The sequence below is a fragment of the Armatimonadota bacterium genome, assembly GCA_016125185.1.
In the GTDB taxonomy this organism is placed as follows: domain Bacteria; phylum Armatimonadota; class Fimbriimonadia; order Fimbriimonadales; family Fimbriimonadaceae; genus Fimbriimonas.
On record WGMG01000001.1, the window covers coordinates 94,597 to 119,952 of the forward strand.

Sequence of the window (25,356 nt, forward strand, 5' to 3'; positions counted from 1 at the left end):
GATTTCGAAGATTCGGACGGGAGAGAGTCTGGGCTTTTGAAGAGCTATCGGCTTAAGCGGATCCCCAGTAATTCCCCGCTTCTCAGACATCCTTACCGGCGCCACCCGAGATTCCTGTCCTCGCCTTGCTTGGCAATTCCTCGTGATTTGAGTTGCTAACGAACGTGCATAGTCGATTCGAGCCCGCTAGTTGATAGCATCGATGTTCCGACCGACCAGGCGACTTATCCAGGGATTGGCGTGGTCGATCACCCCCGTCCTATTCTCTTCCCAACACCGGAATGCTGTTCGCCAACCCAAAACCCCGTACGTACGAAATGTCGTCGAAGTCCGTCAGGGTTGCCCGCTGAAGCCCGGTGCCGCGATACGCCACGTGCAGGATATTGTCGCCCTCGCCTTGCCCGCCGTCGACCCAGCGGTACGCATACAGCATGTCGCCGTCGAACCAGCACGCCGCTGGGGCCGAGCGGCTTTGCGTCCACTCGTCGTAGTACCGCTTTACCAGCCAGCCTCCGTGGAAGTTCGGATCGGCGATTTCGTGTGCCATGTAGCAGCACGACCACGGCGTCTTCTCGTCCGTTAGGCCCTTCGCGATGATCGTCACGCGGCCCTTCGGACCCGCGTCCTTGCTCGCATCGAACAGCACGATCATTCGTCCGGTCCCACGACTTCCGCCCTTCTCGCCTTCCACCCAAAACGGCCCCGACGCCTGCACCAAAGTTCCATCGGTCCTTGCCGTCAGGCGGCGATATTGCCACCGGTGGGTGCGCCCCTCCGGCTGGTCTTGGGCCAGCGCCAAAATCGCCTCGCCCGTCTTTGTGTCGGTACACAGCCCGACCGGGTTCGTGCTTGCAAACTCGAGTGTTTTCGCCTCGGGTAGCAAGTTTCCACGCTCAAAGATGCGGTAGCTGACCTTGCCGTCGACCGGATTCGTGAGGAACACGTACGCGCGGCTTTGATACACGCCGATCGTCGGCGTCAGGTTCGGATCGCCGTCCAATACGATCGGGCTCGACATCTGGTACCCGTCACGAGTTTCCCAAACCCAGCGGGAAACGACGCCATCTTGGGTCGGGTATGCCACCAAAATCTTGCCGTCGTAGCTGGTCGCCACCGGGTCTCCGGCCAGGCCACCCGACTCGATCACCGTCTCGGGCTCCCACTTCTTGCGCCGGTCGGTGCGGCTCGAAAGCAGGCGGCGGATCACCAGCCGCCCGGGCCGGTCGGGCGAGATCGTCGGGTCCACCGTCTTATCCGGGTGCAGGTCGTTCATGCCATAAAGCAGGTAGGCGTCGCCACGATGCTCTAACAGCCACGGGGCCGTCTTCAGGCGCGATCGCCCGAGGTCGTCGCGCGTGCCGCCCGAGATCGAATAGGCGTACGTGATGCTCGCCTTCACGTGTTTTTCGCCAAAGATTCCGTTCCGGTTCCAGTCCACCAGCGTCTTGTCACCGTCATCCTTCAGCGGGAAGTGATATGGCCCCTTGCCGAGGAAACTGACCTTCTCCATCGGGAACGGCAGTGTCTCATCGAGGTCGTCCTCGCGGAGCTTGAGGCTGCTGAACGAGCCGTCGCTGTAATGGACGTTCTCCAAGCTATCATTGAACCGATAGCTGTAGGTGTAGTTCATCAAACTGGTATAGATCGGCGAAGCGTAGCCGGGCGAAAAGCCTTCGTGGTTAAGCCCAAGCTGATGCCCAAACTCGTGGACGAAGACCGCCCACAGCGCGTTTTGGCCGCACGTTCCGCCGTCCGAAAGCTCGTTCGATTGTCCGCCACCGCCGGGCGTGACCTGCATCCAGTGAACGATGCCTCGCCACTTTTCGGGCAGGTACTTGGCGCGGTTGGACTGCCACGCGTGCCGCTCGTCGTCGCCTTTGATCGGGTCGATGAGCAGCGGGTGAAAATGAATGCCCGTCGTGCCGTCGGCGTTCTTGCACGGCAGGCCGGTGTAAAACGATTCGATCCGCTTGATCCCTGCGTCGAGGGTTTCCGGTTTCACGCCGTCGAAGCGGGAGATCAGGCAGACGACGTCCGCCTGGCCCGGCTTGCACCCCATCGCCTTCAGATCGAGCCCGCGGTAGCCGTACAGCTTCCACCCATCGAGGAGGCCATCGTTGCCGGAACAGCGATTGTAAGCATCGGACTCAGGATCGCTGTCGGGCAGGCTCTTATCCTGCTCGATGATGCCACGCCGAAGCTCGACGAGAGTGCCGGTGCCGAGTTCCTTACCGCGCCGCCATTCGTAGATGATGGGTCGATTGAACTTGCCACTGGTACCTACCGCGCGCTGGACGTCGGCAGCAGGCAGACCATCGGGCGCGAGGTCGAACAGACCCTTGGGAGTCCAGGCTTTATCGCCAAAGACCACCAGCCCCGGCATCGCCGCCGGTTGAGAACCGGGCGATTCGTGCCCGAGCGTGCCCTTACGGCGCATATTGGCTCGATCTAGCCAAAATAGTTCGCCCTTCGTGTCTTTGCCCACCAGGTCCGCCCCGGCATCGCCGACCCAGACTGTGCCCCGTGGCACGCTGACCGCCGTCGGGCTCGCCGGATTTTCGGGATCGACCATGTAGCCGTCGCCATCGCGAGTCGAAAACACCAATACATGACCCTCGATGACCGCCATCGCTGGATTGCCGACCTTGTGCGGAAGCTTGGCCCAGGTCGCCTGCACTTTCAGCGGATAGTCGCCGTCCTTTTTGGCTAGCCGCACCGTTTGCCCATCGAATACGCCCACCAGCACGGGCGATTGTCCGGGCGTGAGGATGCCCACTGCCGCCGCTTGGCAGTTCTTGCCGAACTCGGGCAGAATCTGCATGCCATCGGAGGGCTTAAAGCCATCGACCGTAGGAAGAATGTGGAGGCTTCCGTTACCGCGCGGGTCGAAGGCCACCATGTCGGCGCGGCCATCACCGCTAAAGTCGGCGGCGAACGTGAGGTCGGGAGCGGCACCCCACCCAGCGATCCACGCGCGGGCGGGCGCAAAGCCGGTCAAAGCGGATGCGGCGAAGAGGGAAAGCACCTTGGCGTGAGTATATGCGAAAGTCTAGGCTTTGCGCGTGGCTTCGACCATGCGGCGCGCCATCTCGACGTTCCAGCGGTGCCCGCTCCGCGTTCCGACCACGTTCAGATGATCGATGGGCACGCCGGAAAGGTACAAATCGCCGATCAGATCCAGCAGTTTGTGCCGGGCCGGTTCGTCGGCAAAGCGCGCCTCATTTTCGTACCCCTGAGCGCCCAAAATCAGCACCGACGACTCGTCGAGCCCACGCCCCAGCCCCGCCTTTTGAGCCATTTCGATCTCTTCGGCGAAGACGGTGGTGCGGGCCGGAGCCACCTCGGTACCGTACGACGAAACGATCGTCGGACAGTCGTACGACTGCTCGCCCGGCCATCGCTCGCCGGTGATGAAGTCGAACCGCCAATGCCCGGTCCCTTTGCCGACCGCGATCTTGATGTCGCCTTCTTGTAGAAAGATTCGCGTGTAGATGTCTTCGATCTCCCGCTCGCCGATCTCGACCAATCCCGCCGCCGACAGGCTTTGGTAGTAGGCGACCGAACTGCCATCGAGGCCGGGAAGCTCGGGATAGGTGAGCTCGACCACCGCGTCGGTGATCCCGGTTGCGGCAAACGCCGACATCAGATGCTCAATCGTGCGAATCTCGCCGAGCGTCGTGCATCGCGACGTGTCCGTGACGTTGGCGGGCTCGGCCACGACCGAAGTCATGCCATGCCGAAAGACAATGCCTCCCTCGCCGGGCAAGACTCGCACGGTTGTCGGCTCGCCCGAATGGAGGCCCAAGCCTTCGAACACGCATTCCTGCACCACAGTCCGACGAACGAACGTCATTCGCCCCCTTCCAGCTCTTGAATCTTCTTCTCCAGTGCCTTCAGGCGCTTCACCAGGTTCGGCAGGTCGCTCATCAGCGAGAAAACTCGGTGGAATTGGCGAATCGGCATGCTCGGCGCACCGCCGTACATGCCAGGCTCTTGGATGTCGTTCATGACGCCCGCCCGCCCGCTCAGCGCGACGTTGTCGGTGACGGTCACTTGGTCGGCAAAGCCGCTTTGCCCGCCTGCGGTCAGGCGAGCGCCGATGCGTGTGCTGCCCGCAATGCCCACTTGGCTCGCAACCACGCCATGCGGCCCCATCTTCACGTTGTGCGCGATCTGCACCAAGTTGTCAAACTTATTTCCGCTATCGATGAACGTATCGTCGGCCGTCGCTCGGTCGATAGCCGTCAGCGCGCCGACATCGACCGCATCGCCGAGAGTCACACCGCCCACCTGCGGAATCGCCACGTGCTTGGTGCCGTCCCAGTAGTAACCAAACCCCGAGTGTCCCAGCACTGCGCCCGGACCGATTTCGCAGTTTTCGCCCAGCGTCACATCGCGCAGCAGGACCGCGTGGGGCAACAGACGTGAGCCCTCGCCGACGGTGCAGTTCTCGCCCACATAGGCAAACGGCATCACCAGCACACTAGCTGATATCGTCGCGCCCGACTCGATAACGGCATAGGCTCCAATGGACGCGGTCGGATCGACCGTCGCCGCCGGGGAAACTACTGCGGTTGGATGCACACCGCTGACGAAAGGATAGGGCCGATTGAAGAGATGAAGAAGATGCCCAAACGCGGCCCGAGGGGCCGGATGCCGCAGGATCGGCTTCGAAAAGGATTCGACCGACATCGGCACGATGACAGCGCCAACGCCGCTCGCCGCGGCTTCATCGAGGTACTCTTGCGACTCGGCAAAAGCGAGCCCGTTGGGGTTGGCCGAGGACGACGTAGCCGGGGCCGAAATCACCAAGTCTGCGGGGCCGACTATTTCGGCTTGGAGGGTTTTTGCCAGTTCTCCCAGTGTCCAGACTTGAGGTTGGTTCTCCATTCGATAAATTCCGCCGTCACGTCCCGCGAGTCCGCCGGATTGGGAGACCGCTCGTAGTGATTCAGGCTGAGAAAGGCTTCGAGTTCCTTCGTCAGCGCGAGCTTGTCATCCTGGTCGATCTGCGCTCTGTCAAAAGGTACCCCCGGAACCCCCGGCTGGGCTCCGATTTGAGGGAAGTTCACGGTTTTTGTGGGTATTTCTCGTAGTTGAAATGTGTAGCGACTGAAGATGCGCTCCGACAGGCCAGAACTGAACCGGCGGACCAGTTGGGTTGCCTCCTTGGCCGCCTTGTCGTCGATCTCCTTTTGCTTGGCCTTGAGCAGGTCCTGCAGGCGGGTGGCTTCCTTTAGTAGAGCCTCGACGTTACCGCCGTCCAGCTTCGACACTGCATCGTCGTACTCGCGGTCGATCTGGGCCATTTGCCGCTGGAGGTCACGAATCTCTTCCCGCTTCGCCTTTTCGCGCTTGGTCAGGTCTTCGCCCTCGATCGGCACCAGCTTTTCGGGAGGGGGAAACTCGGTCAGGAACGACAGTCGCGTCAGCACTGGGCCGCGCTTCTTTGCCGACTCCTCGAAGATCGCCCGCAGTTTGTCCAGATAGTCCTGATCCAGCTTCTCTTTGAATGGAGCCAGCGCCTTCTGCTGGTCGGCGTAAAAATCGTCCACTTCGCGCTGATAGTAGTCACGTAGACGCTCGGTGATGGTCGCAATGGCGGAACGAGTCTCCCGCTCGACTTCGTCCCGAATCGCCTGCTTCTGCTCGCCGCGCAAGTTTTCGACCTCGGTCGCCGGCTCTCCGGGAATGGTTTTGGGTGCCGAGGAGGACGCGGACGACACCGACGGCTGGATCGCCTGAAACTTCGGCTTAACGGGGATCGTGACCGCGACCTTATCGAGGTCCACGAACACCCGCTCCGGCTTCGAACCGCAACCGACGGCCAAGATGGAGATCAGGAGGACGCTAAGGTTTCGCATGCACCTTTGGATTCATTGTACATCCGCTTTCGACTCCCCCGGGAATCTCAGAGCTAGCAACTCTACCAGTCACAAGTTCACCGGACTGTGGCAAGAGACTAACCGAAGGGAAGCATTTCCCGTGGGTGGGCATTTGAATATCGGTTACCGAAATAGTCAGAGACTCGAAACTGGACTCCGAGTCGATCCGAAGCTCCTGCTGGCCAGTCAGATTCTGCAACTGACCCAGCAAGAACTCGAGCAGATGATCCAGACGGAGTTGAACGAAAACCCAGCTTTGGAGCGTATCGCGCCGGAAGAGGAGCCGATGACCGATCGAATGATCGAGAAGAGCGTCGCCGGTCGCGACCTCAAGCCGCGTGGCGACGACCGCGAGCTTTGGCGAAGCCTTCCAACCGACGACGACACCCCATCGTGGATCGAGCTTGCCCCATCCGATGTGACGCTTGGCGACCATGTGAGCGGCCAGCTTCTGCCTAATCTGCCTTCGGCCTTGCGTGGAGTCGGCGAGTATGTGGTGGGATGCCTCAACGATAACGGCTACCTGTACGAGCCGATCGAGGAGATCGCTCTGGGAGCTAACTGCTCCATCGAAGAGGCCGAGTTCGTAGTCGGCCAACTGAAGAAGTGTGAGCCTGCCGGTGTCGGCGCGAGTGGCATTCAGGAATCGCTGCTACTTCAGCTTCGTCATGTCGATACTCTCGAAGGCAAGATTGCTCGTCGCATCGTCCGCGACCACCTCGACCTGTTCACGAACGGCAAGCACATGAAGCTCGCCAAGAAGTTCAGCGTCACGCCCGACGTCATCGACCAAGTTTTCGACCTTATTCTTGGCTGTACTCCGTTCCCGGGCGAGTCCTTCCAGTCGTCCTCGGCGACCTCCGAAGCCCGCCTACCCGCCGTTCAACCCGACCTCGTCCTCATCCGCTCCGAGCAGGGCTGGGAAGTGGCGGTCAAGGGTCCGGTCAGTATCGAGTTTTCGCTCAACGGCTACTACAAAAAACGCCTGGAGGAACTGCAGGAAGACCGCCGCAAGGACAAGGATGAGCGCCGCCACGTGGCCCACTTCGTCGAGCGCGCATCGAACTTCATCGAGTGCCTGGAACAGCGGTACAAAACGATGATGAAGATCGGCCAGTATCTGATCGAGCATCAGCCCGGCTTCATTTCCACCGGTGACGCCACGTTCCTGCTTCCGCTGACTCGGACCCAGCTTGCCCACGACATTGGCCTGCACGAAAGCACGATCAGCCGGGCGACGCAGGGCAAATTCGTGCAATTGGCGACCGGCGAGACCGTCTCATTCGACGTATTCTTCAAGCCCGCGCTTCGCATCCAAAAGATGATCGAGGAGATCTTAGCGACCGAGAACCCGGACAATCCGCTTTCCGACGAGCGCATCGCCCAGATTCTCGCTAGCAAGGGCGTGCAGGTGGCGCGGCGAACCGTCAACAAGTACCGAGACCGCACGAAACTGCTCAGCTCGCGCAAACGACGCACCGCCTAAGCCCAAATTAGCGGCCGGATTGGACGATAATCTTTGGAGTGAAGAAATTCCTCCGCAGGATCAAGGTCTTTACCGAAAACCGTACGGTCAAGATCGGCATCGCCCTGGTAGCGATTGCCAGCGTGGCGGTCTTGCTGGTGGGAATCTTCTATACACGCAACAGTACGAGCACATACTCTGGTGACCTCGAAACGAATAAACTTCGCGCCAGAAAGCTAGGCGCGTATCCCACCGAAGCCGACTACAACGTCGCGCGGATGAATGACGGCTCTGCCCAAGCGGACGAGAAGTACCTCATCCTGGCGTATCAGGTAGCGTCGGAAAAAAGCCTGATTGCGAGTAACGCCAAGGGCTTGCCGGACCTCGATGGCTTTGTCCGGGCGATGGCCAAAAATCCCGATTCCAAGCCGCTGGCCTATACCGAACAGCAGATCGATCAGATGGCAACCGATATGAGATCGGCAGTCATTCAACTGGTGGGAAGGTCGCGCGAGGTTCCTCTCGGAATAGACGGCCAACGCAAAAAGGACATTCTTGTTTTGGCGACCCATATTGCTTCGACTCTCGACTGCCGGTATTCGTGGTCGGCATTCATCGATCGAAATTCCGCTTGCCTAGCCATTGCCGACGAATTGGTTGATTTGCTTCGCTCGAAGACGCAAAGTAAGGTGATTCGATCTGTGATCGATGCCTGTATGCCCAACCTGAGCAAGCCTCTTCGACTCGAACCCATGCTGAGGAAGGAGCTCCTTCGGATGACGCTCAACTACGACATGCTGCTCGGCGAACGACAGCTTGATCCAAACTCCATCGCCTACCGCCATCCGCAGGACTTTTCGGTGTCATCGAAGTTCCTCCAAAAACTTCCAAACGTTACGAATGCCCTCCGATCTCGCATGTATGAATTGTTCTCCGACGCGTTGGATATGGCCGCCTTTATTAAGCACTTCGGAACGCCGAACTATGTATCTGGTGCGGACCCCAATACCATTTTTGCCATGCAGCAAAAGGTTCAGACGAATCCGGCGAGTTCTGATCTCATCGTCCACTTAGCCCCGGAGATGCTCGGACAGCACGTCTCGACGCCCCTTTTCTTGTTTGGGTCCGACATGCGCGAACTAACCGGTCGGAAATCCAAAATGAAGCCGATGGACAAAGACTGGGTCCCGCCCGGAGCCGCGCATTAGTCAGAACCTGAATCACCGAAAAAGGTACCCTTAACACTAATATGAGTTCGATGTGGAGGGACTTCTTCGATGGCGAAGCCGCGACCTACGAAGAAAATCCGTTCACCAAGAACACCGTCGCCGAGGTGGACTTTCTTCTCTCGCTTTACCCGTTAAAGCCGGGCGCGACAATCCTCGATATCGGGTGCGGCACGGGCCGCCACAGCATCGAACTGGCCAAGCGCGGATTCAAAATGACCGGCCTAGACCTGAGCGAGAAGATGCTGGAGCAGGCCAAAGCCAACTCCGAAGGACTTGATGTCGAGTGGATCAACGGCAACGCCCTGGACTTTGCCCTCGACCAGATGTTCGAAGGGGCGATCTGCCTTTGCGAAGGTGGGCTTGGCCTCATCGAGAAGGGCGAGAACCCAGTCGCGCACGACAGCGCGATCTACCGAAACATCGCCAAACACCTGAAACCCAACGCGCCGCTGATCGTAACCTGTCTCAACGGGTATTCGGTCATCCGGCAGATGAAGGACGAGTTCATCGCCGATGGCCGATTCAACCCGGCAACGATGGTGAGCAACTACATGGACGAATGGAACCTCCCCTCGGGAACCAAACAGGTTCAGGTTTACGAAAGACTTTTTATTGCGCCCGAAGTGGTGAATTTGCTTGAGCAGGCTGGATTCGTGGTCGATGCCGTCTATGGCGGCACCGCTGGCTATTGGGGGAGGAGACCCCTCAGCCTCGACGAAGTAGAAGCGATGTTCTGCACCCGCAAGAAGCCCTGATGCACCCGAAAAAATTTGCGCTTTGGTTCCTGCTCGCTTGGGTCGTGGCCTCAATTCCGCTCGTCATGCTCCACGGTGTGCCCGGCGTCGACACCCCCAACCACGTCGCGCGCCTGCACGTGCTTGCTTCGCTGGAAGAGAACCATTCTCTGTGGCTGTTCTACCGCGTGCATTGGGCGTTGCTGCCCAACCTGGCGGTGGACCTTTTCGTCACGCCGATGGTCTATCTTTTCAACCTGAGCGCCCTCACGCTGATGAAGATTTTCCTCATCAACATGGTGGGAGTCACCGGCCTCGGCTTTGCGATTTTGAACCGGGCGTTGACCGGAAAATGGAGCGCGTACGGCCTCTTCGGCCTGCTGTTTGCCTACAGCTACGTGCTCGGATTCGGGTTCATCAACTACCTTTTCGGCATCGGTCTGGCCTTGCTGTTCGTCGGCGTCCAATTGTGGCTGAAGGATTTTCCCAAATGGCGTGGAGCGGTGGTGGCGATCGGCTTTCCCATCCTGCTTTTGAACCATCTGCTCGCCCTCGTATTGGGGGCCATGACCCTGCTCGCCATCGCTTGGTGGCAACGCGACCGCAGCAAGGGGCTGTGGGTCGGATTCGCCATTGGGAGCGTGCTGTCGCTGGTGTACATGAAGATGTGCACCACCGCGCCAGTCACCGCCGGGTTCCGCTACGACCGCCTGGGCCAGCACCTGCGCAACGTCTTCTTTCCACTCTACTTCTCCGACCTGGTGCGCGACCTTCTATTTTGGGTGGTGGTGGTGGGCGTGGCACTGTGGCTGATGCGCCGATCCGGCAAAAAGCACTCATTGGGTCTGGCCTTATTGGGTGGCTTTTTGGCCCTCGGATTGGTGTTGCCGCACATGGCCATGACGAGCGCGTTTTTGTCGGGTCGTATCTCGATTTGGGCGATCTTGGTCGGGGGCGCGGCCCTCGAAGAAGTGACGATCGCGCCGCTGGTGGTTCTCGGCTTGCTGGGGGTTCGCACCGTCGACTTGTGCCAGCGATTCGTAGGATGGAACACCACGTTCGATCAGCTTCAGGCCGACCTGCGTGTCATTCCCGACAAGTCGCTGGTGTACCAAATGGTGTCGATGCGTGCTAACCCGCTTGATCCCGCCGGGTGGTCGCCGTCGCTCATTCATGCCGACTGCCTCCTGCTCCTGAAGGAGAGTTGTTACATCAATAATCTCTTCTCGATGCCGTATCAGCAGCCCCTGGAAAACGCACCGGAAATCGGCCCCGATCTTCGTGATTTGTATAATTTTGGAACGCCAAAGACTATCGAACGAAGCCGCCAATGGATGCTCTGGCAGTTGGGTTTGATGGCCCCAACGCTGCACCACCGACCGGTATATATCTACTTCATTAAGTCCGCGCAGGAGACGCCCTCGCCGATCCTTGGCACCGTCCTCGTCGACCGCCCGCGGTACGTGATCTATCGGTATAAGTGAGTTGGGCTTCAGGCTTTATGGGAGGGTGGGCTTCTAGCCCACTCTAAAGTCGCTCCCATCGCTCTCTACCTCACCTCTTCGCAAAGATATCCTCCTAGGAGAGCCTATCGTACGGCAGGTTTCCAAATATTGGTGACCCTTTTGTCGCCATCATAATGAGCAGGGTCGCTTTGCTCTTCGGACCACTTCAGGTTCGAATTCATCTGAGGTTTGCCAGTGATGCGTCAAACTTCTTGGCCTCACTCCGCTGCAAAACCATGCACCTAAACCCCATGCCTACGGCGTATCATGAGGAGTTGTGGGGCCGCAGTTTCCGACCAAAGAGTGTCCGCGATGTCGGATGAGGAGTGATGTGTCCGTCCAAGTATGCGCGTCGTGCGGACTGATGTTTGCGCCTTCGACGATTCCCCAACCTCAGAACATCCAGGTTCCGAGCCAACCCAATCCGACGCAAGTCGTCTATCCCCAGCAAAACTACCAACAGCCTAACTACCACCAACAGAACTACGATCAGCCGGGTTACGAGCCACAAAACTATGGGCAGCAGCCGGGCTACGGACAGCAGCCCTACGGCTACAGCCAATACCCGCGTCCGGGTTATGGCTACCACCCAGGCATGATCTATAAGCCAGGGCAAAGTGTCGGCTTAGCGGCCCTATTTTCGATTCTGTTGACCGGCGGCGGGCAGATGTACAACGGCCAAGTGGCGAAAGGGTTAACCATCCTTTTCGGCGGGATATTTATCTCGTGCCTCACGGGTGGCTACATGGCCTTGCCGGTCATCATCTTCGCTCTCGTGGACGCCATTGTTGTGGCCCAAAGGCTGTACCGCGGCGAGTGCATCGACGCCTGGAAATTCTTCTAACACGCTTCCCGGAACTATCGCACCTGCGTAGCCGGTAAGATGTTCGAAATTCCATGAAACGACTCGGAACCTTCGCTCTAGCCGCTGTCGCGCTGGTGGGCTTCACCTCGGCCCCCGACAAGACCCTCTCCAACGAGGCCGCCAAATCCGCCGCCAACGACATTTCCAGCGGACGCCTGAAGGATTTTCTGACGTTCATTGCCGCCGACGCTCTGCTGGGCCGCGACACGCCGTCGCCGGGCTTGGACGCCGCAGCGAACTTCATCGCCTATAACCTCAAGAGCTGGGGAGCAAAGCCGGCGGGCGACGACGGAACCTTTTTCCAGAAGATCAAGCTGGAGAAGGCGACCATCAACGAAGCGACGAGCAGTCTGACCGTCGGTGACACCATGCTGGCGTACAAGACGGACTTCGTGGCGTTCGGCGGGTCGGGCAAGGTGTCGGGCGAGATGGTGTACATCGAGAAGGCGGGCCAGCAGGTGGACGTCAAGAATAAGGTCGTTTTGCTGGCCGCCGATGCGCGTTCCGAAATGCGCACCCTGCGCGGAAGCGGCGCGTTGGCAATCATCTCCGACTCGGGCCAAGCGCGAGCATCGTTTCCGGCGTTTGTGGACGGCATGCGACGCTTCGGCGGTGGCTATCGACCGGCGGACGAGGGCAACGGCCAAGGTCCAGCGCAGACCCTGTCGGTGACGATGAATTCGGATTCGTTCAAGGATTTGGTCGGAAAGGTGGGCCAAACCGCATCGCTGAACCTGGAGGCGACAATGGACGTGGCCTACACGCAGAACATCGTGGCGATCGTCGAGGGGAGCGACCCCAAGCTGAAGAGCGAGTACGTGGCCTTCGGCGCGCATTACGACCACATCGGCTGGAACCCCAACCTCAAGGGTGATCAGATCTTCAACGGCGCGGACGACGACGGCTCGGGCACCTGCTCGATTCTGAACATCGCCGAAGCCGCACTGAAGGCCCCGGCTCGACCTAAGCGGTCCCTGCTGTTTGTGTGGCACTGCGGCGAGGAGAAGGGTCTGTGGGGCTCGGCGTACTTCAACCAGCATCCGACGGTGCCTAAAGAGAACATCGTCGCCCAACTCAATATCGACATGATCGGGCGGAGCAAGCCGGCGGGCAATACGAACCCACTGAACAAAACCCTGACCGGGCCGAACGCGGTGTACGTGATCGGCACGACCATGATGTCGACTCGCCTGGGCGAGATCGTGCATGGCGTCAATGCCAAGTACCTGAAGATCGACTACGACAAGCAGTACGACGACCCGAAGGACCCGAACCGATTCTTCTACCGAAGCGACCACTACAATTACGCCAAGAACGGCATTCCGATCTGCTTCTGGTTCGACGGCGAACACGAGGACTACCACCGCGTGGGCGATGAGGTGTCGAAGATCGACTTTAACAAGATGCAGAATGTGGCGCGAACGGTGTTCGTGACCGGCGTGACGGTTGCGAATGAGGCGACTCGACCGAAGGTGGACAAGCCGCTGGATCGGTGAGCATTAGGTTTCAGTTGGGGAGCTTTCAAGTTTAGGCAGGACGGCTCGGAGTTCCCCGCATTCACACCTCCCTCGCCCCTGTACTGATCGCCCACGGAAATATGATACGCGGCGAACCTGCACCAACCAAAATCGTCCGTTTTAGCAGACGGAATTCCACATAAAAATCTGGAATCAGGTTCAGCGGTCGATCTCGATGCCTGGGAACTTCGACTTCACACGCCCCAACATCTCCTTCGAAACGTCGTTGCCGCGCACCTGAATGTATTCCAGCTTAGGAAAGCCCTTGGAGTCCGCCAAGGTTCGAATGTCCGCATCTTTCAGGCCGCACTCATGCAAGTTCAGAGCTCGAAGCTCGCCAAAATTCGCCGAGTTGGCGATACTGGCCATGCCGCTCGTCTCAACCCCGTTCTGGGCCAAGCCCAGCCGCTCAAGGTTCTTCAGGTAAGCCGAACTCGCCAAGAACCCAACCCCCGCGGGCGTCAACCCGCAGTCGGTCAGCCACAACAGAGACAGGTTCGAAAGCCGCGCCGAGCCCGCCAGGATTTCGACCCCCGCGTCGCCGATCTTGTTGTACTCGAGGTGGAGCCGCTTCAGGTTGCGGAACCGCGTCGCGAGCGCCCGCATATCCTCGGTACCCAACCCCACCGAAGCCAGTTTCAGCTCCTCGATATCGTCGCAATGAGCCTGAGAAACCACAATATCTTCACCTAGCCTCAGCGCCCGACGAACCTCGATCTCGATCTCGGGATGGAGCGAAAGCGCCGCTGCCACCACCTGGCTCGCCGCCACTCGGCGCACCGCCTTTCGCTTGCCGCCGTCGGTGAACCAGTTGTCCTTGGAGTGCTCCGACAGCGCATCAACCAAAGGCTTAAGGGCTGGGTCGGACAACATGCGAACCACGCGCGTCATCAACGCCAGACGCGAGTCAGCCGCGCTACCTTCCGAATCCACGTTAGACCGCGCCACCGTCCGAATCCGCCTTAGGAAGTTCAATGATACCTCGCAAAGCCTTAAATATTTGCACGCAAAGCTCGTCGTCGTCCGCCAACGTCTGCATTTCGTCGGGAGTCAGGCGAGCCTCCAAAATCGCGTCCGTCGCCAGGATCAAAGCGTCTGAACCGTCCAACTTCTGCTGACTCTGCCACAGCCGCGCCTTCACCAAGTAGCTGTTGGCCAAACGCACAAACTGCCGCGGATTGTAGTTCGCTCCCGAGGCCAAAGGCTCGTAAATCGACGCTAGGGTAAACAGCTCCGGCGAGAATTCGCCCGCCTTAGCCGTGTTCGCCACCAGTTGGCCCCCAGGCAAATCGCTCTCGATAAACAGGCTCCCGCGAACCTGCTCCTCAGTTTCCACCAGCGTCCGATTTCCGAGTGCAGGCTTCCAAAGCTCGTGCCGCGCCGCCAGCTTCACCACCTGCTCGCGCGCGTACTTCACAAACACCGCCCGGTGCGACGGCACCCGCACCGGCAGGTTCACGATCTTCTCCAGATACGACTCGCCCCACTGCCGCTCGGGGTCCAGTTTGAATTTATCCGTGTAAACGTACTGCAGGTACTTCGTCACCACGTTGTCCGCCAGCGCCAGCACAAACACAAACCCGCGCTGGTTCAAAATCAGCTTGATCGACTCCAGCAGATGCACCGCCTTCTCTGGGTCGCACCGGTCCAGGTCGTCGATGAACACGACGATCTTGAACTGCCCATTCTTCGAAACTGTGGTTAGAGTCTCGTAAGCATCAGCATAGGCCAACTCGAACGGGAGAACCAGCTCGGCGTCGACCAACTCCTGGTAGGCATCGATGAGCCTGGCAAAGTCCATCTCGATGCCGGTCTTCAGCACTTTCGAGACCCCAAACTCCCCCTTGATCTTCATCGACTTGGCGATCGCCACGATCGCCGCCTTGATCTGACCTAAAATCTCGGTTTTAGTCTGCGCCTTCGAGTCGCTGTTCCGAATGGCGTTGACCATCGCCGCGATCAGCGCAAACAACGGCTCCGGCTCCCGCTCGTGTTGCCAGGCGTTGAACCAAACCGTGACGGTGGAATTCTGCCCGTACCCATCCACCATCTCCCGCGCCAGGTTCAAAAGCGACGTCTTGCCCGTCCCCCACGGCCCAAACACCCCGATCGTAAACGGCCCCTCGTTGCCCACCGCCGCCCCGGCCACCGTGTCCGCCACATCCTGCAGACGCAACCCGTCGCCCAGCCGATTCGGACACGGATTGTCCTGCATCAGGATCAATGGCCGCAAATTGTACGTCCCCACACCGCCATCCTACCCCCGAACTTGGGACCCAAAACACACAAGACTATGCTAGGCTTTTATCACGCCGGAGAAGCGATGCGCCGATTCAAACCAAAATCCAGTCCAAGCCGTTTCTTCCCCGCTTCATGCGCAAGCCCGAGCCGCCCAAAAGCGACACGCCAAAGCTCCCCGACGACCTGGTCCAGATCGCCTCATCCGTCAACGAAGCGTCCAAGCACGTGGCCGGGTTCTTTGCCGCCTTCCTCCTGGTCACCACCTACCTCGTGATCTCCGCCGCCGGAACCACCGACCTCGACCTCCTCTACGAAAGCCCCCTCCAACTCCCCATCCTCAATGTTCAAGTTCCGCTCAAGTTCTTTTACATTTGGTTCCCGGTCATCTACGTCATCCTCCACTTCAATCTCTTCGTTCATGTGCGAATGCTCGAGAGCCAGGTCAACCAGCTCGTCGCCGCCATCGACCGCCATCAAGAAAAAGACCCCTCGTTCAAGGAAGGCGAGCTCGGCCGACGCACCGAGGAGCTCGTTTTTCCGTTCTTTATCAACCGAATCTTCTTCCCCAACCGAGGCGAGGTCGCCTGGTTCCAAACGATGATCCGCCTGATGTTCACCGTCACCGCCATCTGGATTCCGCTCATCGCCCTCGGCTTCACCCAGTACAAATTCCTCCCGTACCACTCGCCGGAAGTCACCTGGATACACCGCGGCCTCATCTTCCTCGACTGCCTCGTCCTCTTTATCGGGTGGGTCGTTGATGTTCGAAAGCGAAGGCGGACATTCTTCCTGTATCGGCTCAGCCAAATAGCCTTGAGTTGGTCCCTCGCACTCGCAATCTATGTTTCCTTCTTCGGCCTCACGTTTCTGGACGGAGCCTTCGATTCACTGATGCCAGACTGGTGGAGGCCTCATCACAATCTCTTCATCGAGGGAGCTGTGATTGGAAAAGACCTTCCCAGCTTCCGCGACTTTGCCTCGTCGGACGACTTTGAGCAGCGTTGGCTAAAGAAAGCCTCAAGGCTCTCGCTGGGAGGTCGCGACCTCTCCCATGCCACTTTCTATGGGTGCACTTTTCTCAAAGTCTCATTCGTTGGTGCCAACACTTCTAAGATCTATTTCCGTGGGAACACCTTTCGCAACTCTGATTTCTTTCTTTCTGTGAGTGCAAGTGAATATAGCGGCGACAACAGGTGGTTTCAATGTCGTTTGGATGGCCAAAGCCTTAATGAGGACCGATTTCAAGGATGCACTATCTCTAATTTTGGAGGCAAAAAAAAATGACAACCACCAGATGCAATTTTTTCGACTGTAGTTTTGATCTCCAGGCGAAGGAATGGGATTTATATTTATGTACTTTCTACAAGTGCCGAGGTCAGATCGACATTCCCGTGATCGAACCAACCCTCTGTGCCTTCCTCAAACAAACAACCTGGGAGCCGGGGGGTATTACCGCTATTCGCTCGGGCGACGACCTTCGAAAACTGCCGACTCCATCGATCGATCTCCTTGACCCGGACGACCCGTTCCGCTCCGACGACTCGTGGTAAACCATTTCCTTTCTTGGCTCGCCTCTTCGCTTCGACCCACTCGCCTTTCTTCCTGAAGGCGCGATGCGCCGCAAGCCCCAAGTTTCCTCTCCTCCCAGGAGAGGACGTTGCCGCGACGATAGGAGCTCGGCAACAGGTGAGGTAGAGATTGGCCCCGACCCACGCCTCAATCTCGACAAGTCAGCCCTGAAGGGGCGATCCAAGTTAGCCCAGTCCGCCAGGGCTGGGTACCGAGACACCGAGAAAAGCGGTCTGAAGGACCGCGCCAAGCCAGCCCTCTCCCGCATCACCCACGCTGCGCCGCAAGCCCAAATTCCTCTCCTCCCAGAGCCTGCGTACAGCAACAGAAAGCCCTATCTCGGAGAAGGAGGGCCAACCAATGCCAGTCGTGGCACTGGTCATATGCTTGGGCACAAGACGCAACCATCTCCCCTCCGAAGATCGGAGGGGTGGCGCGAAGCGACGGGGTGGATGATGACAGACACACGCATCTTGCTCCTTTGCGGAGAAAGGAAGGTCTGCGAATTGGGCACCACAAGAGGGCGCAATTCGTGCGGGGATGAAAAAGGGCTTCGCCCAAGGAGTCCCGAGCATCGGGACGACCCCCAATTCTAATTGCGAAGAGAGCCAGCCGCATACCCAAACGGCATGGCAGAGCGGAAAAGCCCGGGACTGCTACCTCAGGGCCGAGGCTTACGGCAAACACACGAATCAGTAATCAGAGGTTCTGAGGTTCAAAAGTCTTCAGTAGGCAGGATGACTTCCCAAGGAAGAAACATTGCCCCACCCACGTCTCGCCCATATAGAAGTCTGCTTTGTTGGCAGCCGACCAAAACAAGGAATGACGGGTGAAGCAGTGGCTGAAGCTCTGCCCCGATTCGCAAAAGCCGGGTCAGAGCCTCGGCCTCAATCCTCCTGGTCGGAGGCTATTTCAGGACTACGAACCGCTGCATCGGCGATGGGCCGATCTCATTCGAGTAGGCGATTGGCGGGTTTTCTGGGCTCAACTTGTACTGGTACGTCCCGTAGGACGCAGCCGCACAGTCGTTCGCTTCGACGATCTCGAGCTGCTTGCCCGTGGATTTCTCCTCGAGCATCGTGCCGACGGCTAGTTTGATTTGTTGTGCCATAACAAACCCATCCTACGCCCATTAGCTCCGTCCAAACCCCTTTTGGGCCATAAAGTCGGGGACTTTTGTACCAAAAAGTCGAATATTCTCCCGGTTTTCAGCATTTGGCCCATGTTCTCGTTCGGCGAAGCCCCAAACTCTCGTAGCGAAGCGAAGACCCCGATGGATCATAGCCAACTCCCAACTCCCAACTCCAAACTCCAAACTGAAAGGCTAAACATCTCTCACGCCCGTTTCTCAAAAACCTCTCCCCTCCAAAGATTGGAGGGGTGGCGCGTAGCGACGGGGTGGATGATCCTTCCTTGGAGCGAGAAGCTTGGCGTCACAAAGGCCCCGCTACAGGATCTTCTGCCCTCTGCCAACTGCCGACTGTCAACTCCAAACTCCCCTATAATAAAACCCAAGCGCCATGGCCAAGACCTTCTCGATCCGAACCTGGAAAGACTACATGTCCGTCTCCTTTCCCGTTCTGGCGCTGGTCAACGCCATGCTCTTCTTCTTTCTCGACCGCAGCTCGATCGACAATCGCATCATCCTCGGCGTGGCCTGGCTCTTCATCGCTCTCCTCTCGGCGAGCACGCAGCTCCCCCGCTTCCTAAGCTCCCGCAAAATCGAGATCGACGACCACGAAATTCGCTTCTACGGACAATCCGATCGGCCCACCCTCACTCAAAACTTGGCCGACGTCGTCCTCCTCTCGGAGGATCGTTCCAACAACTTCGACAAAGCCTACCGAGTCGAGTTTCGCGACGGAACCCTCATCAAATTCCGAGGAACAGCCGAACGCAACCGCGACCTCGTCGCCCTCATCGAGGTCCGCTCCGGCAAGCAGTTCCTTCCCCGCCAGGAAGTCCGCCAACCCGCCACCTCATGAACCCCGCCCTTCGCCGATTCCTGCTCTACGGACTCCCATCCGTCATCATTGGCGTCATATTGGGAAGAGAAGTCTTGCACCCCGACGGGCGCTTCGTTTTCGGGCACGTCGATGCGTCCATCGTGTGGATCATCTTCGAGGGGAGCGTTCTCGCCGCCTACCTCCTCGACCGCAAGCACGGCCCCAACAACCATGTCTTGGCTTCGGCCCTTGGCGGGATGCTCGCCTACGTCTTCATCTATTCCATCGAGTTTGCGTGGCACACCTGGCACGACGGCCAACCGTTCGATTGGATGCGGGCGGGCACCAAAGTCGTCTTCGTCGCGGTGCTGCCCTCATTCTGTTCGGTTGGCTATAAGGTCCTTCGACTCGACAAGCGAAAACCCACGTCGGAGCCCACGCCATGAACCCAACCCTCCGTCGATTCCTTCTATACGGACTGCCGACCTTCGCGTCTATCGCCCTCTTCACCTGCCTCGCCTTCTTCGCCCACGGACAACTCACCTTCCTGCGCGACGGCCAGCTCCACGTCATCAACCCGACCGCCATCTACGTCGGCGGAGCGTTCACCCTGCTGTTCATCGCCGCCTACGCCGTCGACCGACGACACGGCTTTCCCAAATGCGTGAACGCCGTCAGCGCGGTCATCGCGATCATTCCCGCCACCGCCCTCATCGTCCCCGACCTCTGGCGAGCCGCGCACACCGGCCAAGTCGGCGATTGGCTAGCTGCTGTCATCGCCGTCGTCGTGGTGATGGAGCTCCTCGCCATCTTCGTCATCCTCTTTCCCGTCGTCACCAGCCTCAAAATGCCCCACGAAACGAGCATCCCCTAGGCTCATCTCCGCATCTTCGGAAGATCGAGGGAGTTCAGCCGCTTGGGAGGGTGGGCTTCCAGCCCACCAAAGGGCGCAAAGCTAAAAAGTGCTATGCCCTTCCAACTGCTTCTGCGTCATCCGGAACTGCGCCGCCGCCACCACCGCGATGATCACGAACAGCACGAACGACTTCGCCGATGCGAGCCCGGTGTTGAACGACACCCACGCTTCCGAGTAGATGTGGTACCCGGCCATGTCCGTCGAGTCCTCCGGCCCGCCCTTCGTCATCATATACACCGGCGTGAAAATCTGGATCGCCGAGATCGTCGAGGTCACCGTCACGAACAGCGTCGTGGGCACCAACATCGGCAAGGTGATGTGCCGAAAAGCCCGCCAGCCGACCGCGCCATCCAGCGACGCCGCCTCATACAGCGTCTGCGGAACCCCGATCAATCCCGCCAAGAAAAGAATCATTTTCGGACCTAAACCTGTCCATATCGACATAAAGGCCAACGCCCACAGCGCTGTTTCCGACTTGCCCAAAAAGTCGATACTGCTAAACCCGAGGTGCCCCAACAGCACGTTCAACAGGCCCTTCTCCGGCAGGTAGATATAGATCCAGATCATCGAGATCGCGACCCCGCTGGAGATCGCCGGGAGGTAGTACAGCGTGCGGAAAAACGGGCTCAGGCGCATCTTCTGGTTCAGCAAAATCGCCACCCCCAGCGCGACCACGATGCCCGCCGGGACCGCCACCGCCGTGTACCGCAGCGAGTTCCAAATCGAGTTCAGAAACGCCGAATCCGACGCCAAATATTGGTAGTTCCGCGCCCCCACAAACGTCTTGTCCGGCTGGTACAGCTTCCATCGAAACAGGCTGAGGACCAGCGTCACACCGATCGGCAACAGCGCAAAAAGAAACAGATGCAGGGTCGCCGGAGCCACAAAAAGCCACCCGGCGCGGTTCTCTTTCTGCCGCAGCGACGAGCTCATTTGCTGAACTCCCGATCCACGCGCTGGGCCATCTCGCGCAGGGCGTCGGCGGGCTTTCGCCGCCCGTTTAGCACGCTTTCCATCATCTTTTCGCCCTGCTGCTCCACAAACGCATACCCCTCGACTTGCGTCCCCGTGGGCGGACGAGCGCCCGGAATCAGGTTCAAAAAGTCGCGCTCGATCGGGTCCTTAGCCCGCTCGGTGGCCACGTCCTTGCGCGCGCACACCGCGATGCCCGACGAGTTGTACCGCATCTGGTTTTGGTAGCTGGTGAAGTGCTTGATGAACTTCCACGCCGCCTCGGGGTGCTTGCACCCATGCCCGATTCCCAGCCCGGATTCGTAGTAAACCGTCGCGGGCGAAGGCAGTTCGGTCGGCATGGAAACGATGCCCAGATGCCGCCAATCGATCTTCTTCGCGCTCTTATAGCCGATGATCGACCAGTGCCCGCTAACCGCCATCGCGACGTCGCCGTTGGCAAACGGGTCCACGCCCGTCGCCGCCACTTCGCTGAGCTTGGGCGCGTAGCCCTGGTCCACCAGCTCCTTCAAAAACTCAACCGTCGTGGCGTTCTGCGGCGAGTCCAGCGTGCCGCTCGCGCGCGTACCGGTGGGGTCCAGCACCGCGCCGCCGTTGTTCCACAGCCACATCACCCAGCCCGGCATCCATGTGGACATCACAAACGCCTTCTGACCCTTCTTCGCCAGCGCCGCACAGGTGTCGTGGAACTGCTGATACGTCCATCCGTTGCGCGGGTACGGCACCCCTGCCCGGTCGAAAAGGTCCTTGTTGTAGTACATCACCATCGGCGTGAAATCGACCGGAATCGAGTACAAATGGCCGTTGTAGGTGCCCGCCTGCAGGGTGTTTTCGTAAAAGTCGCTTTCGTGAAAGCGAGGATCGTTGCGGATGAACGGCGTCAGGTCCTCCAGCACCCCGTTTTTGACGAAAAGCGCCGAGCTCGAGGCGTCCAAAACCGTCACGTCCGGCACCACTCCGGCGATGTGGCTCAGCATCACCTTCGACACGTAGTCGCCCGGCATGTTCTCCACCACGAGCTGAATGTCCGGGTTCTGCTTCTCGAAATCTTTATAGATTTGCTCGACAAGCTTATCGAAATCGTTACCCTCGCCTGCCCCCGCCCAGGTGGCGATGCGAAGAACGATCTTGCCGTCGCCCGGCGGCTTGGCGCAACTGAGGAGGGATAGGGCCGCTAGCCCCAGTACCGCAAACCTCGTCGTCCGCCGTGTGGTCACGAGTGGTAGTTTACGTCTTTAGGCTCCAGGATTCAGGCTTCTGGCCTCAGCTTTTGAGGTTCTCGCGTTTTGGCTTTCTGCCTTCTGCCTCCTGCTCGCGGCTCACGGCTTTCGGTTCTCGGTTCTCGGTTCTCGGTTCTCGGTTCCCGGTTCCCGGTTCCCGGTTCTCGGTTCTCGGTTCTCGGTTCTCGGCTTTCGGCCTTCTGCTCTCCACTCCGCGCTCTGCGCTCTGCGCCCTGTGCTCTCTGCTCTGTCCTCCGCGCTCTGCACTCCGCGCCCTGTGCTCTGTTCTCTGTGCTCTCTGCTCTCTGCCCTGTGCTCTCTGCTCTCGGCCGTCTACTCCGAGCCATATCCCCCACGGAGCCCCAACGGGGCGATCCAAGTTAGCCCAGTCCGCCAGGGCTGGGTCCAGAGGAACCCAATAGACAGCGGTCTGAAGGACCGCCCCAATCCACCTCCTCATCAGCGAAGCGAGGAATGGGGCGTCAACAGACTTCCAAACGAGCCAAATAACCACGCTACTCCACAGGGGGAAGGGTCGTTAGTCAGTGATGGTCGAAGAGCTACCATCACTGCCAAGGCAGAAGGCAGAAGGCAGAAGGCCGAAAGCAGATGGCTTTCGGCTCACGGCTAAAGGCTAAAAGCTAAAAGCTAAAAAAGGCTAATCCCCCGCCTTCCGATGCACGGACGGCTTCGTCGGCTTCGTCTGCTGACTCACCCATGCGATCGCGGCGTCGCGCTCCTTAAAATAAAAGCCTTTCTCGGTCAGAGCCTTCACCGGGTCCTTGGCGTACTGCGCGGCAAACACCGGGTCGTGCTTGATCGCGTCCTTGATCAGCGAGGCCTGAAACCCTTCCAGGTCCGCCAATTGCTGCGCCGCCTTGGGGTCGCGAGCCAGCGATTTGGCCGCGTCGCCGTAGTGACCCAGCGCGCGCAGAGCCATGCCCCGCAGGCCGTAGTAGCCCGGCTCGAACGGGTTGAGGGCGATCAGCTTGTTGGTGGTCTGCACCAGGGCGCGAAAGTCTTCCTGCTTCCACAGCAAGCGAGCCTGCAATTCCAGGGCTCCCAAATGGTCGTGAGTCTCGGCCAGCACCGTCTGAATGACGGATGCCGCCTCATTGAATTCGTTCTTCCCCAGATGGCGCTCCGCCTTGGCCACTTGCAGGGCGATTCTTCTTCGCCGGGAAGTTTCCGTTTTGGATGTGGGGTGGGGAGATCTGATCATACGACCTACGATAAATCATAGGATAGCAATCGGAGCCCCGAAAAGAACCTGGTAAAAGTATGGATTGAGGACTTTAGGCCGCGCTGGGTACCAAAAACTGGTTTAATTGCGGGCTCAAACTGGCAACCTTCACCCGTAGCTGAAGGGGTATTTTCGCCGATCCATCCGGGGTGCGCAGGTCGTTGCCCAAACCCTTCGATGTCACATCATTCGCCCACACCGACGCAGAATCTTTATCGGTCCCTTTCAGGAACACCATGATCAGTCCGTCGGGGTGTTTGCACATCAGCGCGCCGGACGGCGTATGGGGCCGAACCCGCATGGTCAGCGACCGCAAGGCATGGCTCATCGCCGGTTTGCCGTACTTGCGCTCAAATTCCTTGTACTGAAGCGGAACCAGGGTCACCATCGTACCTTCGCTCTTGCCCACCGCCTCGATGAACTTGCGCGGAGACAGGATGCCTTCGTCGTCGAACTCGGGCGTTTCTGGCTTCATGAACAGGCGCGAAAGCTCGGCCGCCGCGCTTCGCAGGGTGCCAAGGTCGCTGGTGTCGATGCCGCCGATGCGGCCCGACGCGGCCGTGATGTAGCCGTACGCACCCGACTCGCCGTTAACGGGAATCACCACGTAGCTACCGATGCGGCTCCGCACGATCGCCTCGCTGGGCAGGAGACTGCTGGTGCGCGCGTCGTTCACCACGATCTCGGGCGAGCCGGAGTTCAGCCAGCCCACCGCGCCACTGCCGTTGGGGAACGTCATCGAACCCAGCAGGTTCATCGCTCGTCCCTCGTTGGCCAGGAGCAGAGGCTCGTCGTCGACGATGGAGTAAATCGAAAGGTGCTCGATCTGGAGCACGGACTGGAAGTCGCGAGCGATGCGAGCGGCGACCTCGGAACGCGTGGTCGCGCCCTCGGCGTTGCTCACCACGGCATACAGAACCTCGACCTCGGTCAGGCGTCGGCGCATGCTCTCCTTGTCCTGCTCTTCCAGCACGATGCTGGCGATCAGCGGCGCGCATGGCTGAAGAGCCTCCAGCGCCTCGAACATCTGGTCGCGGTCGCGAGCGGTGACGGTGAGCACGCCCACTACCTTGCCTTCGTGCTGAAGAACCACGTTGCTACACGGCTTTTCGGGTTCGAGAATCTGCGAAAGATGGTCGGCCTGTTCGCGCACCAAAGCAATGGCTTGCTTGGCGTTCACGCTCAGCGATTCGGAAAGCTGAACCTCGTTCACTTCGCCGGCCGCACCGCGCACGATGAACTGGTCGCCCACGTTGGAAACGGTGTACAAAAGCACGCCGGCGGCGCCGGTCGCTTCCGTGATTTTCTCACACAGCGAGAAGTAGCCAGATCGCTGCGAGGTGCCGTGGATGTCGGCCAGCATGGCCGCCACGCGGTCCTTTCGGCTCTTGCGGTCCAGGTCGCGGTAGGCGTCCTTCAGTTGGCGATAGTTGTTGCGAAGCTCTTCGTTGTGCGACTCGGCCAGGCTCAGCTTGTGCAGCTCCACCATCGGCATGTCGTCGGTCACGGTCTCGTCCTCGTCTTCGGTCTCCATCACGGAAACCTTGCCGAACGGCTTCACCAGGCATCCGATGAGCAGGAAGGTGCAGGCGGCGCCCAAAATGTTGAGGTTGGCGAGGTGCCAGCCGTGGTTGGCCATGTGGGCCAGGACCATGCCTGCGCTGGCCACCGGCGTCATCAGGAACGGGTTGGAATTGTGGCGGGCGGCGGCGAGGATGATCGGGGCGAGCGAGAGAAATCCGAACGTTTCGAGGGCGGGGTGCGTGGTGATCGAGCCCAGCGCGAACTGGATCATGAGCGCATCGGCGCACGCAATGAGGGCGCTGACGGCGGGCAGGCGCAGGTTTTTCCGATCGAGAGTGAAGGCGAAAACAGCCAGGGCGCTCTGAATCAGCGAGATCTTCGTCATCGCAATGAACGGTGGCACGCCGGTCGCTCCGGCGATGAAAACCATCAACCCGGCAAGGACCAATCGAACGGAAAGCTCAACCATTACTAAAGGTTTCGGATTTCCCGGCAATTTTTTTAGGGTCGCCGGGACACGAATTC

General features: G+C 59.2%; 21 protein-coding genes and 1 pseudogene. 10 read left to right on the top strand and 12 right to left on the bottom strand.

Annotated features, from left to right (window positions below; translation table 11 throughout):
* Positions 1 to 259: 259 nt before the first annotated feature.
* From GC165_00405 to GC165_00420, 4 genes are read right to left on the bottom strand one after another with little or no spacing between them, the layout of a single operon-like run.
* Positions 260 to 3,025 (bottom strand): hypothetical protein, encoded by a 2,766-nt coding sequence (locus GC165_00405; protein MBI1331319.1) that lies wholly within the window; start codon positions 3,023 to 3,025, stop codon positions 260 to 262.
* 24 nt (positions 3,026 to 3,049) lie between these two features.
* Positions 3,050 to 3,853: a hypothetical protein gene (locus GC165_00410; GenBank protein ID MBI1331320.1), complete on the bottom strand. Its 804-nt coding sequence runs from the start codon at positions 3,851 to 3,853 to the stop codon at positions 3,050 to 3,052.
* Positions 3,850 to 4,890 carry a UDP-3-O-(3-hydroxymyristoyl)glucosamine N-acyltransferase gene (gene lpxD, locus GC165_00415; protein ID MBI1331321.1) on the bottom strand — a complete coding sequence of 347 codons (1,041 nt, stop codon included), beginning with the start codon at positions 4,888 to 4,890 and terminating at the stop codon, positions 3,850 to 3,852. Before lpxD ends, GC165_00410 begins: the two co-directional genes overlap by 4 nt.
* Positions 4,827 to 5,864, bottom strand: coding sequence for a hypothetical protein (locus GC165_00420; GenBank protein MBI1331322.1), 1,038 nt, complete (start codon positions 5,862 to 5,864; stop codon positions 4,827 to 4,829). Before GC165_00420 ends, lpxD begins: the two co-directional genes overlap by 64 nt.
* Between GC165_00420 and rpoN the strand changes: the two genes are divergently transcribed.
* From rpoN to GC165_00450, 6 genes are all read left to right on the top strand, one after another.
* A complete protein-coding gene (gene rpoN, locus GC165_00425) occupies positions 5,833 to 7,371 on the top strand; it encodes an RNA polymerase factor sigma-54 (GenBank protein MBI1331323.1) in 1,539 nt (512 codons plus the stop codon). The two genes, GC165_00420 and rpoN, sit on opposite strands and share 32 nt — an antisense overlap.
* Before the next feature lie 38 nt (positions 7,372 to 7,409).
* On the top strand, positions 7,410 to 8,558 hold the full coding sequence (locus tag GC165_00430; GenBank protein MBI1331324.1) for a hypothetical protein: 1,149 nt from the start codon (positions 7,410 to 7,412) through the stop codon (positions 8,556 to 8,558).
* A 41-nt stretch (positions 8,559 to 8,599) separates the two neighbouring features.
* Positions 8,600 to 9,334 (top strand): methyltransferase domain-containing protein, encoded by a 735-nt coding sequence (locus GC165_00435; GenBank protein MBI1331325.1) that lies wholly within the window; start codon positions 8,600 to 8,602, stop codon positions 9,332 to 9,334.
* Positions 9,334 to 10,797, top strand: coding sequence for a hypothetical protein (locus GC165_00440; protein ID MBI1331326.1), 1,464 nt, complete (start codon positions 9,334 to 9,336; stop codon positions 10,795 to 10,797). The genes GC165_00435 and GC165_00440 overlap by 1 nt, the downstream gene beginning before the upstream one ends.
* A 352-nt stretch (positions 10,798 to 11,149) precedes the next feature.
* Entirely contained in the window at positions 11,150 to 11,662 is a 513-nt protein-coding gene (locus GC165_00445; GenBank protein MBI1331327.1) for a hypothetical protein, read from the top strand.
* 53 nt (positions 11,663 to 11,715) lie between these two features.
* Positions 11,716 to 13,179, top strand: coding sequence for a M28 family peptidase (locus GC165_00450; GenBank protein ID MBI1331328.1), 1,464 nt, complete (start codon positions 11,716 to 11,718; stop codon positions 13,177 to 13,179).
* Positions 13,180 to 13,359: 180 nt separating this feature from the next.
* Here GC165_00450 and GC165_00455 read toward each other — a convergent pair whose 3' ends face one another.
* Positions 13,360 to 14,148: a hypothetical protein gene (locus tag GC165_00455; protein MBI1331329.1), complete on the bottom strand. Its 789-nt coding sequence runs from the start codon at positions 14,146 to 14,148 to the stop codon at positions 13,360 to 13,362.
* The gene (locus GC165_00460; protein MBI1331330.1) at positions 14,135 to 15,424 is read right to left on the bottom strand and encodes a hypothetical protein; all 1,290 of its coding nucleotides are present in this window, start codon (positions 15,422 to 15,424) and stop codon (positions 14,135 to 14,137) included. The genes GC165_00455 and GC165_00460 overlap by 14 nt, the downstream gene beginning before the upstream one ends.
* Positions 15,425 to 15,573: 149 nt before the next feature.
* Here GC165_00460 and GC165_00465 point away from each other — a divergent pair, with 149 nt between their 5' ends.
* Positions 15,574 to 16,725: a hypothetical protein gene (locus GC165_00465; protein ID MBI1331331.1), complete on the top strand. Its 1,152-nt coding sequence runs from the start codon at positions 15,574 to 15,576 to the stop codon at positions 16,723 to 16,725.
* 1,192 nt (positions 16,726 to 17,917) lie between these two features.
* Here GC165_00465 and GC165_00470 read toward each other — a convergent pair.
* Positions 17,918 to 18,121: a hypothetical protein gene (locus tag GC165_00470; GenBank protein ID MBI1331332.1), complete on the bottom strand. Its 204-nt coding sequence runs from the start codon at positions 18,119 to 18,121 to the stop codon at positions 17,918 to 17,920.
* Between the two features lie 409 nt (positions 18,122 to 18,530).
* Here GC165_00470 and GC165_00475 point away from each other — a divergent pair, with 409 nt between their 5' ends.
* The 3 genes from GC165_00475 to GC165_00485 are packed head-to-tail and all read left to right on the top strand — an operon-like array spanning position 18,531 to position 19,830.
* Positions 18,531 to 18,995, top strand: coding sequence for a hypothetical protein (locus GC165_00475; GenBank protein MBI1331333.1), 465 nt, complete (start codon positions 18,531 to 18,533; stop codon positions 18,993 to 18,995).
* Positions 18,992 to 19,402 (top strand): hypothetical protein, encoded by a 411-nt coding sequence (locus GC165_00480; GenBank protein MBI1331334.1) that lies wholly within the window; start codon positions 18,992 to 18,994, stop codon positions 19,400 to 19,402. Before GC165_00475 ends, GC165_00480 begins: the two co-directional genes overlap by 4 nt.
* Positions 19,399 to 19,830: a hypothetical protein gene (locus GC165_00485; GenBank protein ID MBI1331335.1), complete on the top strand. Its 432-nt coding sequence runs from the start codon at positions 19,399 to 19,401 to the stop codon at positions 19,828 to 19,830. Before GC165_00480 ends, GC165_00485 begins: the two co-directional genes overlap by 4 nt.
* An 81-nt stretch (positions 19,831 to 19,911) precedes the next feature.
* Here GC165_00485 and GC165_00490 read toward each other — a convergent pair whose 3' ends face one another.
* The 5 genes and pseudogenes from GC165_00490 to GC165_00510 form a co-directional block, all read right to left on the bottom strand.
* Positions 19,912 to 20,805, bottom strand: coding sequence for an ABC transporter permease subunit (locus GC165_00490; protein MBI1331336.1), 894 nt, complete (start codon positions 20,803 to 20,805; stop codon positions 19,912 to 19,914).
* Positions 20,802 to 22,061 (bottom strand): extracellular solute-binding protein, encoded by a 1,260-nt coding sequence (locus GC165_00495; GenBank protein ID MBI1331337.1) that lies wholly within the window; start codon positions 22,059 to 22,061, stop codon positions 20,802 to 20,804. Before GC165_00495 ends, GC165_00490 begins: the two co-directional genes overlap by 4 nt.
* Before the next feature lie 32 nt (positions 22,062 to 22,093).
* Positions 22,094 to 22,213, bottom strand: a pseudogene (locus tag GC165_00500) (RNA-binding protein).
* A gap of 509 nt (positions 22,214 to 22,722) precedes the next feature.
* Positions 22,723 to 23,220: a hypothetical protein gene (locus GC165_00505; protein ID MBI1331338.1), complete on the bottom strand. Its 498-nt coding sequence runs from the start codon at positions 23,218 to 23,220 to the stop codon at positions 22,723 to 22,725.
* Between the two features lie 139 nt (positions 23,221 to 23,359).
* Complete coding sequence (locus GC165_00510) at positions 23,360 to 25,300, bottom strand: hypothetical protein (GenBank protein MBI1331339.1); 1,941 nt, start codon at positions 25,298 to 25,300, stop codon at positions 23,360 to 23,362.
* Positions 25,301 to 25,356 lie beyond the last annotated feature (56 nt).